Here is a 13,784-nt window from a genome sequence, read left to right as displayed (position 1 = left end):
TTTACAAGGTACAATAAAAAGTATAAAGCCCAAGGGGAACTAAATGAGACAGGAGGGAAAGAAAAGATGAAATGGAACGCATATTGGGGTAAGCAGGCCGCCGCGGTGTTGATGCATTTGCCGGAAGAAGATGAGAGGACAGTCGAGTACACCGTGCTGAATCTGGCTAAAATTGTTTATGGTTTGGATGGCCGTTCGGCGGCCACCCGAGCAGCGGCAGGCCAATATGCCCTGTCGGTTCTGCCTGCGCATTGGCACAAGCTTATTCGGGAGGCGCTCAGGATCAACAAAATTCGTTCATCCGTCTCGTATTACGAATCCAAGAAGGCCCGCGCTGAAGAGCTGCGCCGGTTTGTTCAGTATATCCTTCAATATTGCGAGAACCATCCCAAAGCCGGGGAGCGGTCTCCTATGAGGGAGACCGCCGACAGAGCATGACATGAATTTTTATTCCTGATGGCCGCTGCTTTCGTCGATGGACGGCGGCAGTTCCATCGTATATTCCAATGATATAGCGGCGACCGGACGTCCGTGCTTATTTTCTATTTTGCTGATGCTGACAGGTTTAAAACCGAGCTTGGTATACAACAGAAGTGCCGGGAGGTTGTTGTGATGGCAGACAAGGACGATTCTGGGAATCCGGTACTTATCGCGGGCGATGCCGATCATGGTGCGGAGCAGGTAGGCTCCGGCGCCTCGACCACGAAGAGAAGGATCTATAATGACGTTACCGATGTGACAGACTTCTCCGGGCTGCAGTAAATAAAAGTTGGCAAATCCCGCCACCCTGTTGTCCAGCAAAATGACGGTCGATTCATAGCGTTTCGCAATCGCAATTCGCAGCTGCTCCTTCGTTAAAGGGTAATCGCTTGCCGGAAACATAAAGAACAATTCCTTCTCATTGCTTGGAAACCGGCATATGGTATCCAAATCCTCTTCCTTGACGGGGCGGTTGGCGAACATTTCGCATTCCTCCTTGTCTGCTGATCATCCTCTTCAGAATCCAGCCGATTATTTTGTTCTCCTGCGGCTGAAGTCATACGCGGGAACTCTCCCGCTTCGCATGAACCCGACTTTGTTAAAGGATTCTACCGAACCTGGCCCTTTTCCTTCTTCAACATTATATTTCAGGAGGCTGCAGCCAATTAACCGATATTCCGGTTGGCCGGTGCGTCAGCAAAACATCAGACAGATAACGGTGCCGAGAAGCTAAGCCATGGTCAAAAAAGGTTTTCCAAAATTATGGTAATTTTAAGATTGTTACACGAGGAATCCGGTACAATGGGAAGAGGTAGGTTGGCTTGCCCGAGTGGAGGGAACAAGCCGTGAACAGTTTAGGAGGGTTAAGGGTTGTCTCATACGATATTGGTAGCCGATGATGAAGAGGAAATCAGGGAACTGCTCTCTTTATATATGGAGAAGGAACGGTTCAAGGTGCTGGAGGCGGCTGACGGCCAGGAGGTTCTGAAGCAGCTTAGCGAGCATTCCGTCGATTTGATTCTGCTGGATATTATGATGCCGAATATGAACGGATTGCAGGCTTTGAAGGAAATCAGGAAAACAAAGTACATCCCCATTATCTTGCTATCGGCCAAAGGGGAGGATAACGATAAAATATTGGGATTGGGTCTTGGAGCGGATGACTATATCGCCAAGCCTTTCAATCCTCTGGAGGTGACGGCCAGGGTCGGCGCCCAGCTTCGCAGATACTATAAATTCGGCATGGCAACCGGGGAATCTGAGGATGTCAGGCTTCTCCGATCGGGAGATTTGATACTGGATAAAGAAAGCTGTGTCGTCAGCCGAAACGGAGTAGAGGTACCTCTTACCTCCATGGAATACAAGATGGTTTTGCTGCTAATGGAGAACCCCGGCAAGGTGTTTACAAAGCGCAAAATATTCGAGTCCGTATGGGAAGAGATGTATTATGGCGATGACAATACGATCATGGTCCATATCAGCAAAATACGGGAGAAGCTTGAGGAAGATCCGCGCCATCCGGTGTATATCAAGACAGTCCGCGGTATCGGCTATAAATGGGAGAAGCAGGTGCCGTAATGAAGGCCAGGAAAATATACCCTACATTGATGTGGAATTACCTCATGATTATTCTTATTACGTCACTTGTCGTCATTACCAGCTTTGTGTATGTCGGTTATTTAATCTATCAGAGCATCGAATCCAATACTATTCCCATGATTAAAGCGGAAGATATCGTCCGGAGCGATTATCATAATATCCAGCTCGGTGAGGCGGAAGAGCTTGGAGGCTGGGCAGAAATTATTAACGAATCCAACGAAGTGATTCATGTCATCGGAGAGAAGAAGGATTCCGTCGAGAGATATACCGTTTCCGAGCTTTACCGCCTTCTCAGTTATTCGCGAGACAAAGATGTCTATGCGTCAGCGGCTTCTTTTGAAACAGAGGACGGGGCTGTCTATTCCTTGCTGGTGAAGGTTCCCAAGGAGGCGATTAATGGGGCAATTGATTTAATGAAAAACTCCGATCAAGCCCTTAACAAAGTAGCGCTTCATCTGCTATTCTCTATTCTCGCTATTCCCGTGCTTTTAATGTTGATCGTATTTATTTATACATTTTGGACCGCGAAACGGATAAGCCGGCCTCTGCAGACTATCGCCAAGGGTCTGACCCGAATGGTTGGAGGAAATTACGCTACGAGAATAGACCTGAAAGCAGTGCCGGAGTCGGAAATCGGGCAAATCCGGGATGCCTTCAATGTCCTTTCGGAAAGACTTGAAAATAGCGAGCGGGAGAAAAAAAGACTGGAAGAAAGCAAGCAGCGTATGCTGATAGATTTGTCCCACGATCTGAAAACTCCGATGACTACTATACAAGGGTATGCCAAAACTCTGTCAGAGCCCATTGAAATTGATGAGGAGAAGAAGAAGCGCTATTTAAAGATTATCTATAACAAATCCGTAAGAATGACCGCTCTGATCGACTCCATGTTCGAACTGTTGAAATTGGATGCACCGGATTTCCATTTATCGCTGCAGCGCAAAGATTTTGCCGACTTTATGCGGGAGATGGTCGCGGAGCATTATGAGCAATTGGATGAAAAAAGGCTGGATATCCAGGTGGACCTGCCCCATGAGAGCATCATGCTGGCTTTTGATCAGCACCATATGAGTCGGGTCGTAGCGAATCTGCTGACCAATGCGGCTAAGTACAATCCTCCGGGAACGAAACTGCGAATTGCTTTGTGGCAGGAGGAAGGATCCGTTGTCTTGGAAATAGCCGATAACGGCAGAGGGATTTCGGACAAGCTGAAAGCGACTTTGTTCGATCCGTTCGTCCGTGGGGATGATGCGAGATCTACGGCGGGAGGCAATGGCCTAGGGCTGGCTATCGCCTATAAAATCGTCCAGAAGCATGGAGGGATGCTGTTCCTGACTTCCAGCAGCACAGAGAAGACGATCTTCTCCATCCGTCTTCCTCTTAATGAACAAAAGAGCGGATAAATTTTTGTGAACCGTACCGTAAAGGTGCGGTTTTTTGGTTGCATGCCGATTTAAGACAAAGGTTAGCTCATCTAAAGATTCTGTTAAGGCCTGATAAAGATGGATGAAGTATGATGTCTGTAAATCTTATCAATAGTCTGGACAGGAGCGAATGGATATGAAGATGGACGCTGATCAGAGGCCGATGCCCAACAACGAACGTCAACCTATTCTCGATATTCATAATGTGTCCAAAAAGTTAGGGAGCCGTCAGATTATCCGGAATCTGAATCTGCAAGTTTATCCCGGAGAAGTGGTCGGCTTGCTCGGACCGAACGGGGCAGGCAAAACAACGCTTGTCCGCATGATTGTCGGGTTAATATCGACAACATCCGGCAGGATTGCAATTGCAGGTCACGATATTTCCCGGGAAAAGGTGAAGGCGTTAAGATATGTGGGCGCAATTGTCGAAAACCCGGAAATGTATAAATTTTTGTCAGGATATGATAATCTGCTTCATTATTCGAGAATGGCTCCGGGAGCGGATAAATACAGAATCGGGTACTTAAGCAAGCTCGTCGGGCTGGAATCCCGCATTCGCGATAAGGTTAAAACTTATTCGTTAGGCATGAGGCAGAGACTGGGGATCGCGCAAGCTTTGCTGCATCGTCCTTCCTTGCTGCTGCTGGATGAGCCGACCAACGGGCTGGATCCGGCAGGGATCCGCGAACTGAGAGATTATTTGAAAAAGCTCGCTCATGAAGAAAACGTGGCGGTTGTCGTCTCCAGCCATCTGCTGTCGGAAATGGAATTGATGTGCGATCGGGTGGCCATTATACAGGACGGAGCGATTAGGGATGTCCCAACCATTGTTCATAGCGTCGCTGTCGGAACTACAGAGCAGGTCACGGTTATGTTTAATATCGACCGTCCCGATTTGGCGAAAAATACGATAAAGGCTGGCTATGCCGATATGAAGGTCGAGGATGATCCGGCTGGAATTCGGGTAACTTCGGAGATCGGGCAGATTCCGTCCTTGAATGAATGCTTGGTCGTTGCCGGTGTCAAAGTGTATGAGATCCGAATTTTGGCAAAAAATTTGGAAGATAAATTCCTCGAAATCACAAGCACGGGGAATACGCTTCGGGAGAAAATAGGGGAGGGGAACCGGAAATGAATCTATGGCCGCTCATTCAAAATGAAAATATGAAAATATACAAAAGAATTCGCACCTGGATTTTCATAGGGCTGCTTGTTGGGGTGGCCATTGCCGTCACGTTCCTTCCCTCGGCCGAAAAGAATGATGAATGGTGGAAGCAGCTTAATGAAGCGAACAGCAGCTTGACTACAATGCTGGAAGATCCCTCTCTCTCCGATTTTGACAAGCAAAAGTTAAGGAACGAAATAGTCATTAACGAGTATAGGCTGAACTATAATCTTCCACCCGATGATTCGACTCTATGGGGAACCGTTCGGGATTACACGTTATTCATTTCATTCATTACTTTATTTACGGTCATTATCGCTTCGGATAGTGTGGCCAGAGAATATTCCTGGGGGACGATGAAGCTGTTGCTGATTCGCCCCGTGTCCAGATCACGCATTCTTCTTGCGAAATATTTATCCGTCCTTATGTTCGCGGTTTTCCTGCTGATTCTACTATTTGTCGTCTCCGTATTGGCTGGAGGGTTTAAATTCGGATTCCATGAAGCCTTTTCCCCTTATCTGTACGTAGCGAACGGCGAAGTCAAGGAAGGCTCCATTCTGCTGCATCTTCTTCAAATCTACGGGCTTAAATCCGTCCATCTGCTGATGATTGTCACTTTCGCCTTTACGATCTCTACGCTGTTCAAGAACGGAACGCTGGCTGTCGCTTGTGCCATTGTACTCATGTTTACAGGGAATGCGCTCGTTCTCTTCTTCAGCGGCTATAGCTGGGTGAAATACTTGCTGTTCACCCATACCAATCTGCTTCCTTATCTGGAGGGCAGCGCACCTATGGAAGGATTAACGCCGAGCTTTTCCATTCTCATGCTGGCTCTTTATTACCTGTTATTTATTGCACTTTCCTGGATTGTCTTCTCTCGAAGGGATGTGCGAAGCTGATATCGGCTATAGTTTATCCAGGTCTTGCAGCAAGCTGCGGATAGCATCGGGGTCCGGCTTTCCATTCTTTTTGAACCGGGTCAGCTTGTCATTAAGCAACTGGCCCAACCGCTCGTAATACTCATAAGATTCTGAAGTGGAAGGGTCAAACCAGACATAAGAATCGTCGTTAGAGCTGTTACGAAGGTAGGGGCGATTCCACTGCTCGGGATAATGATACCCCTGTTCTCCGAGAACGATAGCCAATGCGTCGTCATGACCTATGGGCATGAAGTGATAATAAGTTTCCTTGTGACCGCCTTCCGATACATTCAAATGAATATAGTGATACATAAGGTAGTGTTCGCCGGTCTCTTTATCCTTGAGAAGCTCATAGGCTTCGGTTTCGTTCTCTTCCAGCTTCCTGGCCGTTTCCAATCTATGCTCCAATATAGTATGCGGAACTCGTTTCAGGTCGGTTAATGAATCACTCATTGTCAGCATCCTTTCGAAAAGATAGATGTAATGCAATTATAGCATACGCATATAACCCAAACGGGCTTTCCTACTCTCACCTCATGAGTTGAACTAATCCTCATTTTAAGGCCAACCTTACAAACCGGGTTCATTAGGGTGGAATCCTCAGATAGATAAGCTACCTTTTAACTCCAAACCATAAATTAGCATATAGGAATCATAAGTTAGTCCATTGGATTGGGCGGAAGGTTTTGGTAGTGTTCGAATTGTAAACGCTATCAAAATAGAAGGAAAGGTGAGGATGAATCGTGTCTTGGACAAGTCGATTAAGTCTGTGTCTGGCGGTTTTGCTTATGCTGACGCCATGGCTGCCGGCCGGCAGTGGCGGGATGTCGGCAGCAAGAGCAGCGGAAACCGAAACGAACGTCAATTTGGCCATGGGGAAGCCGGCCTATTCAAGCAGCAAGACAAGCGACCGGGAAGCGGACAAAGCCGTGGACGGCAATCCGACAACCTACTGGCAGCCACTTGCGGCAGACCGGCAGGATATGAATGTATGGCTCTATGTGGATTTGGGGCGGCAGGAAACTTTCAACAAAACGGTCATTCAATTTAAAGCGGGCCGGTTCGTTGAATATAAGATTCAATATTCGGATGACGGTGTGGAATGGAAGGATGCCTTCGTCAAAAACGGGAGTATCGGAAGCCTGGAAAATGTAATGTTCGAAGAGGTGACGGGACGATACGTCAAACTCGATCTTTCCTTGGCGAGCGATAACAACGTTCAAGTGGCGGAGTTCGAGGTTTATAACTTCGATGGGCAAATCAATCCGGAACCGGACAATTTGCAGAGCGTTTATTTTGTGAATGAGCAAGGTCAAAGATATAAGCTTAACGATCAGATTGAGATGACGAAAGATGAAGTGCTGACTCTTAAAGCAAAAGCGAGGCTGAATACAGGGGAAGAGGTTGATTTGGAGCATATTCCAAAGAAATTTTATACCTCTGCTGTGCAGAGTGCCACTATCGACCAGAACGGCGTCGTTACCGCTCTTCAAGCGGGTGCAAGCCAGGTATTTGTAGAAGTGCCGGTGCAAGGGGGGGAACTGATAAACGAAGATTTGTGGATTGTGGTCAAAGATCCGGAGGAATTTCATGCGGAAGCTCTAATCGCCGTGACGGACCTGACCCATCCCCGCATGAAAATCGAAATCGGCCAGCCGGCCGTTATCGTACCTGGGGATGTGTACCCGGAAATTCCGGTTAGAGCGAACGTAGATGCCTCGATCAGCATGGAGGTTCAAGTTAACGGAAGCACGATCGTCGGCCCGAGTAATCCAGTTGCATTTGCCAAAGGGGAGGAGAAGGCGCTAACCATTCCCGGTACGGCCGATGTTCCGGGACAGTATACGGTGAAGCTGAAGATAGAAGCAGGCGGGGAAATCTACTATGATGCTTTCTACTTCACTGTATTGGAAGCTGATGCCGTACCGGCCGGTCAGAGCAGCGTTGCTTTTCTTAATGACCAAGGAAAGATGGTATATGTGCCGGATTATAAAGGCAATCAAATCCTTGATTTTTCCAATAGCGGCTATATGGGCGGAGGAGTCCGGCTGCCTGATGTTCAAGCGAGAATAGCTTTGGAACCGGGAGAAGGAGACGATACGGCCAGGATCCAGGAGGCTATCGACCAGGTCTCGTTAATGCCGGTCGGTCCGGACGGATTCCGCGGCGCAGTTTTATTGAAGCAGGGCACATTCCATGTTGCCGGGACACTTAATATTCACACAGGCGGTGTCGTGCTCCGTGGGGAAGGCAAAGGCGAGGACGGAACGATTATTCTCGGAACGGGTAAGGCTGCAAGAAATTTGGTCGTCATCGGCCCCAACACGGCTCCGGTGGTAGATAACGGAAGCAGCGTGGAAATTACGGATTTATTCGTGCCTTCCGGTTCGCGGACCTTCCACGTGAAGGATGCTTCCGGCTATCAAGTAGGCGATACGGTGATGGTACGCCGGGTAGGCAACAGCCGTTGGATTCACGAAATCGGAATGGATCATATATATATGAGGCCCGGAGGCAGCGGCACGAATCAGTGGACGCCGTTCAATCTCGATTTTGACCGGGTTATTACAGCCATCGACGGCAATCAGATTACTGTAGATGCCCCTTTGGCAAATTCGATCGAACGCAGATGGGGCGGCGGACTGATGCTCAAATATAATGACGAGGCTCGTATCGAGCATGTCGGAGTAGAAAATATTCGCGTCGTCAGCGAGTTTGACCCCAGCATCAAGGATACGACGAATGATAACGGAAAGACGGATCCGTATTATGCGGATGAACAGCATGCGGAACGCTTCGTGGTGTTTAACAGCGTCAAGAACGGCTGGGTGAGGGAGGTTACGGGATACCACCTGTCCTATGCGCTTGTTCAAATAGGCCGCCATGCCAAATGGATAACTGTGCAGGACAGCGAACAGTACGATATGGTCAGTATCATTACAGGCGGCCGGAGATACAGCTTTTATATACAAGGCCAGTTGAACCTGGTTCAGCGCACCTATGCGGAAACCTCGAGACATGCTTTTGTCTTTGACAGCCGTGTTCAGGGTCCGAATGTGTTCCTCGACAGTCAATCCACGAAGGATTACAATACGAGCGAACCGCATCACAGATGGTCCGTAGGCGGTCTATTCGATAACATAAGCGCACGGATCAATATACGTGACCGTGCATGGCTTGGCAGCGGACACGGCTGGTCTGGAGCCAACTATGTAACCTGGAATACCGAAGGAGGATTGGTCTCCCAACAGCCTCCGACTGCGCAGAATTATGCAATCGGTCATATTCCGAACAATGACGGCATTAACGTGTCTCCTCTTGTTCCGAGTTCCTATGATCCGCGCCCGAGAAACAATGGATTTTGGGAGCATGAAGGTATGCATGTCACTCCGGGAAGCCTGTATAAGCAGCAATTGAAGGAGAGACTGGGGACGGAAGCTTTGGAAAACATCAAGCGCACTCCGGTAGGGGGCGGCGACCTGGATGTACCGGATTCCGATTTCGGCGACCTGCCACTGTTGAAGGAAATTTTGGTAAACGGCGAAGCGCTGCCGGGTTTCTCCCCGGACAAATTCGATTATACTTATGAATTGCCGGTAGGTACGCAAGAGGTACCGCAGGTTGCGGCGAAAGGCCAGCCCGGCAGCACCGTTGAAGTGACTCAAGCGGGATCGCCCAATGGTAAAGCGGTCATTACCGCGCGGAGCGAAGAGGAAAATGCTTTCGTCCAATATACGGTCCAGTTCAAGTCGCTGGAAGTGTATGGGGATATTCCCCCTAATTTGACGGTCTATCCAATTATGACAGCACGGGCAAGTGACTCGCATAAAGATTATCCGCCGGAAAACGCCATTGACAAGGAGCTGGGAACCCGCTGGGCCGGCAAAGGGGAGCAGTGGATCGAATTTGATCTCGGCCAGGAGAGATTGATTTCCTATGTTCTGATGGCTCAATTCCAGTACTTGAAATATAAATTTGATATTGAGTTATCGACTGACGGAAATCAGTGGACCAAGGTGTACAGCGGCGAGAGCAGCGGATTGACGGAGCTTCTGGAAGGATACCCGATACCGGACACTTATGCGCGGTATTTGAGAGTGGTAGGTCATGGCAACAACAAGGATGCCTGGAATAATGTCAACGAGATTGTTATTGCCGGCGATGTGCCTCCCGACAAACCGGACAGGCCTGACAGACCCGACAGACCTGACAGACCGGACAGGCCCAACTGATCCAACGGAATTTACCCGAGGCCAGGGCCTACTAGTAGATTCTATACGTCAGCCTATTAACTAATGCATAAGGAGAAACAATCTGGAAGAAACAGCCGGGGGCAGTTCCCGGCTGTTTTTCTATGTCCGGCCACGCCTCCAAGGTCCGCCACAGGGGGAAGATCGCAATGGAGCCAACGGTTTGGGCCAATCGTAAAAAAACACAACTCAGGGAGGATAACTCCATTGTCTCTGATGCCGCTTTCAGAGTAAGATCAGCCATATGAGAACTAAGTTTAATGGGGGGAGAGGTGCAGATGGCTAGCAAAATCCAGCCTTCCGATCGGGTCCAATACCGATTTGCCAACAAACGAGAGCTTTGGGGAATGGTGCGAAAATATAAAGCGCTTTACTTGCTTTCAATTCCGGGAATTATTTATTTTATTATTTTTAAATACATCCCCTTATTCGGGAGCGCCATGGCTTTTCAGAATTATAATCTGTTCAAAGGGTTTTGGGGAAGCGAATGGGTCGGGTTGGCACATTTTAAACGAATGTTCGCCTACGACGAATTTCTAACTATTTTCAAAAATACTTTATTGATTGGTTTGTATGATCTGTTCATCGCCTTCCCGATTCCAATCCTCCTGGCGCTGCTGCTCAACGAGATGCGCATTATTGTCTACAAAAGAATTCTGCAAACGATCGTTTACATGCCGCACTTTCTGTCCTGGGTCATAATTGGCGGAATCGCCATCGGAATTCTGTCGCCGACGACCGGAGTCGTTAACGAAATCCTCGGCCGGTTCGGGGTGGAGCCGATATATTTCCTTGGAGAAGAATCCTACATCCGCAGTATTCTGATCGGCTCCGGCATTTGGAAAGACAGCGGATGGGGAACGATCATTTACTTGGCCGCTCTGGCCGGCATCAATCCGGAACTGTATGAGTCTGCCGTCATAGACGGGGCCAATCGCTGGCGCCAAACGATTTCGATTACGATTCCATCGATTCTTCCTACGATCATGATTCTTTTCCTGCTCCACATCGGCAATTTCCTTGATTTCGGATTTGAGAGGGTTTATGTCTTCTTGAATTCCTTGAATGCGGACAAGGGAGAGATTCTCGACACCTACATCTATAGGGCCGGTCTGCTGGAGAAGCAGTACAGCTATACGACGGCCATCGGTTTATTCAAATCCGTAGTCGGACTTCTGCTGATCATGATTGGTAACACCTTAAGCAAGAAGGCAACCGGAGACTCACTTTATTAAGGCAGGTGTAGAGAAATGAAAAGAATGAGCAAGGGAGAACGAATTTTTCAGGTTTTCAATTACTTTATAATCACGCTGATCGCCTTAAGCATGCTGCTTCCAATTTTGCATGTGCTGGCTCAATCCTTAAGCGGTGAACTGGCTATTAACTCGGGAAAGGTGACGATACTTCCTGTAGATTTCACATTCGTCAACTACCAGATTGTTCTTAAAGATATGTCGGTTTGGAGAGCGTTTATGGTGAGTGTTGTCGTGACGGTGTTCGGAACCTTGTTCAATCTGGCGGCAACGGCCTCACTGGCTTATCCGTTATCCAGATCGGAATATTTGGGACGCAGGTACGTGCTCATGATGGTGCTGCTAACGTTTATTTTCAGCGCACCGCTGATTCCAAACTACTTGCTGATCCGTTCCCTGGGGATGCTCGATACTTTATGGGCGCTGATCATTCCGGGAGCCATAAGTGCTTACAATCTGTTCATCATGCGGTCATTCTTTAATAACCTGCCGGGTGAATTGATTGACTCCGGAAGGATCGATGGTGCCGGCGAGATGAGAATTCTGTGGAGCATTGTGCTTCCGCTGTCCAAGCCGGCTATGGCTACGATGGGACTCTTCTATGCCGTATCCCACTGGAATTCGTATTCCAGTGCCATGTACTATATTAACAACAGGGCCCTGTACCCGCTTCAAGTTCGTCTGCGGGAGATCGTCATTACCGATACATTCGGGGAAATGGATTCCTCCTTTGAAAATCTGGCCAATATGTCTCCAGAAGGGATGAAAATGGCGGTCATTGCGATTTCTACGCTGCCCATTATGATGGTCTATCCTTTCCTGCAGAAGTATTTCATTAAAGGAATGCTGATCGGTTCCATTAAATCGTAAAAGAACACAAGGCATAATAAAATTCCCAATACAAGGGAAGAAGAGCAAACGTTATCATTGGTAACAAGACTGGAAACGTTATCAAAACAATTATAGAAAGAAGGGGTAAACATGAAAAAGGCATGGGGTCTGGCATTAGCCGGGGTTCTGGCTGTAACGACTCTCTCCGGCTGTGCCGGCGGAGGCAAGGAAGCTTCACCATCCCCCAATACGGGGGCAGGGGAGGAAAAGCCCGGCGAAGCCAAGAAGGAGCCGACGAAGTTCTCGATTTCCTTCTCTACGTCCGGGAACCCATATTTGGAGTCTTCGCCCGACATTAATAAGGACAAATGGGTATTGAAGCTGGAAGAGCTGACCAACACCGATCTTAACATTATTCCTGTGTCGCATAAGGAATTCGATCAGAAAATGAGCTTGATGTTCGCCGGTAACGACATTCCGGACGTCGTCGGAAATCTGAGAGGCGGCCCAACGACTTCATCTATGGCCGGATCGGTGGAAGCCGGAGTGTTCAGACCTCTGGACGATTTGCTGAAAGAGCATGCCCCGAATCTGATGGCCCAGGTCCCTAAAGAAGCTTGGGAAGAGACCAGCTTTGAAGGAAAAATATACGGAATTCCGCTGTGGATCTCCAATCCTTCCCGGCGTGCAACCTTCCTTCGCACCGATCTTCTGGAAAAAACCGGTTTGCCAATGCCGAAGACGGCGGACGAATTTCTCGATGTTCTGCGGGCATTCAAAGAATTGGGAGTGGAATACCCGTACCAGTTCCGAGAAAATTTCAAGTATGCCGATACTTTCCTGGGAGCTTACGACGTGCTGCCTTTCCAATTTGAGCTGCAGGACGGCCAGGTCGTACCGAAATTTTTTGACGTAGAGAATATGACCAAAGCATTGGAAGCTTATAAGGCCATGTATGATGAAGGCCTGATTCCCAAAGATTTCGCAACGGTGACACAAGCCGATTACACCAAAAACATCAGTGCGGGCAAGGCGGGAATGTGGGCTGCCAATGCGGAAGGGCTGGCCGGGTTTAGAACGAAAATCAAGGAAGCCGATCCCAACAGCAGAGTGGATATTGTCGCTTCGCCGACAGGCACGGACGGCAAGGGAGGTCTTCAGCACGTTGCTGCTATTTCACAAACCTATTATATTAATAGCAAGGTGAGTGAAGAAACAGCGATCGACATCATTAAGTTCTTCGACTGGATGACGACGGAAGAAGCGGAAATGTTCTTCTCTTTCGGAATCGAAGGCGATACTTACACGATAGAAAATGGCAAGGTTAATTACAAATTCCCGGTAACCAAAGAGGAAGTGGACGAGGAAGGCTTCCGCAGCGGGAATCTCTGGATGGTTCACGACGGCACTTATAGAAAGAAATTGGCGGAATTAACCGAGGACGGCAAAGATATGCTGGACGCTTTCGATAACATTCTCGCCCACGAAGGTCGTCCGGGAATTACATTCAACCCTAATCTGAGCAGCTTTACTAAATATCCGGATCTGGCTCCGGGCGGAGATGTGGGGCCGAAGCTCATCCTGGATCATATGATCAAGATGATCTATGGCAGGGAGCCGATCTCTGACTGGCCTAAAGTCATCGAGGAGTACAAGGCCAAGGGCGGAGATGAAATCATTAAGGAAGCGACGGAAAGGTATAAAAACAACGATGGGGTCATCGACCGCACGAAGTGATCTTCCATGGAGCCCCGGGGAAAAATGGTTTTACAACAGCCAAGCCCCGGGGCTATAATAGACGGGACTTCAGTACATGTGATAGTCAATCATTTCGGTATCTGCTGCGACGTTCGTTCGGGCGG

At 48.5% G+C, this 13,784-nt stretch carries 11 protein-coding genes; 9 read left to right on the top strand and 2 right to left on the bottom strand.

The features are described from left to right. Window positions 1-66: 66 nt before the first annotated feature. Window positions 67-438 carry an aminoglycoside adenylyltransferase domain-containing protein gene (locus tag ACFQ03_RS10995; RefSeq protein WP_144939063.1) on the top strand — a complete coding sequence of 124 codons (372 nt, stop codon included), beginning with the start codon at window positions 67-69 and terminating at the stop codon, window positions 436-438. Window positions 439-447: 9 nt separating this feature from the next. Here ACFQ03_RS10995 and ACFQ03_RS10990 read toward each other — a convergent pair whose 3' ends face one another. Further along, on the bottom strand, window positions 448-963 hold the full coding sequence (locus ACFQ03_RS10990) for a GNAT family N-acetyltransferase (protein ID WP_150960304.1): 516 nt from the start codon (window positions 961-963) through the stop codon (window positions 448-450). Between the two features lie 387 nt (window positions 964-1,350). Here ACFQ03_RS10990 and ACFQ03_RS10985 point away from each other — a divergent pair, with 387 nt between their 5' ends. The 4 genes from ACFQ03_RS10985 (at window position 1,351) to ACFQ03_RS10970 (ending at window position 5,567) form a co-directional block, all read left to right on the top strand. Beyond that, window positions 1,351-2,058: a response regulator transcription factor gene (locus tag ACFQ03_RS10985; protein WP_150960305.1), complete on the top strand. Its 708-nt coding sequence runs from the start codon at window positions 1,351-1,353 to the stop codon at window positions 2,056-2,058. Beyond that, window positions 2,058-3,482, top strand: a complete 1,425-nt coding sequence (locus ACFQ03_RS10980; protein WP_186328404.1) for a HAMP domain-containing sensor histidine kinase — start codon at window positions 2,058-2,060, stop codon at window positions 3,480-3,482. The genes ACFQ03_RS10985 and ACFQ03_RS10980 overlap by 1 nt, the downstream gene beginning before the upstream one ends. 157 nt (window positions 3,483-3,639) lie before the next feature. Continuing rightward, a complete protein-coding gene (locus ACFQ03_RS10975) occupies window positions 3,640-4,638 on the top strand; it encodes an ABC transporter ATP-binding protein (RefSeq protein WP_225312775.1) in 999 nt (332 codons plus the stop codon). Further along, the gene (locus ACFQ03_RS10970) at window positions 4,635-5,567 is read left to right on the top strand and encodes an ABC transporter permease (protein ID WP_379288119.1); all 933 of its coding nucleotides are present in this window, start codon (window positions 4,635-4,637) and stop codon (window positions 5,565-5,567) included. Before ACFQ03_RS10975 ends, ACFQ03_RS10970 begins: the two co-directional genes overlap by 4 nt. A 6-nt stretch (window positions 5,568-5,573) precedes the next feature. Here the strand turns inward: ACFQ03_RS10970 and ACFQ03_RS10965 are convergent, their stop codons facing one another. After that, window positions 5,574-6,041: a hypothetical protein gene (locus ACFQ03_RS10965; RefSeq protein WP_379288117.1), complete on the bottom strand. Its 468-nt coding sequence runs from the start codon at window positions 6,039-6,041 to the stop codon at window positions 5,574-5,576. 290 nt (window positions 6,042-6,331) lie between these two features. On the opposite strand from ACFQ03_RS10965, the gene ACFQ03_RS10960 reads away from it, so the two are divergent. From ACFQ03_RS10960 to ACFQ03_RS10945, 4 genes are all read left to right on the top strand, one after another. Continuing rightward, entirely contained in the window at window positions 6,332-9,820 is a 3,489-nt protein-coding gene (locus ACFQ03_RS10960; RefSeq protein WP_379288115.1) for a discoidin domain-containing protein, read from the top strand. A 296-nt stretch (window positions 9,821-10,116) separates the two neighbouring features. Further along, window positions 10,117-11,073: an ABC transporter permease gene (locus tag ACFQ03_RS10955; protein ID WP_144939078.1), complete on the top strand. Its 957-nt coding sequence runs from the start codon at window positions 10,117-10,119 to the stop codon at window positions 11,071-11,073. Window positions 11,074-11,088: 15 nt separating this feature from the next. After that, window positions 11,089-11,961, top strand: a complete 873-nt coding sequence (locus tag ACFQ03_RS10950) for a carbohydrate ABC transporter permease (protein ID WP_144939080.1) — start codon at window positions 11,089-11,091, stop codon at window positions 11,959-11,961. 111 nt (window positions 11,962-12,072) lie between these two features. Further along, the gene (locus ACFQ03_RS10945) at window positions 12,073-13,659 is read left to right on the top strand and encodes an extracellular solute-binding protein (protein ID WP_379288112.1); all 1,587 of its coding nucleotides are present in this window, start codon (window positions 12,073-12,075) and stop codon (window positions 13,657-13,659) included. The last annotated feature ends 125 nt before the right edge of the window (window positions 13,660-13,784 follow it).

This window comes from Paenibacillus residui (genome assembly GCF_042677205.1).
GTDB classification, from domain to species: Bacteria; Bacillota; Bacilli; order Paenibacillales; family NBRC-103111; genus Paenibacillus_L; species Paenibacillus_L residui.
This window is presented reverse-complemented; position numbering and strand designations above follow the sequence as displayed.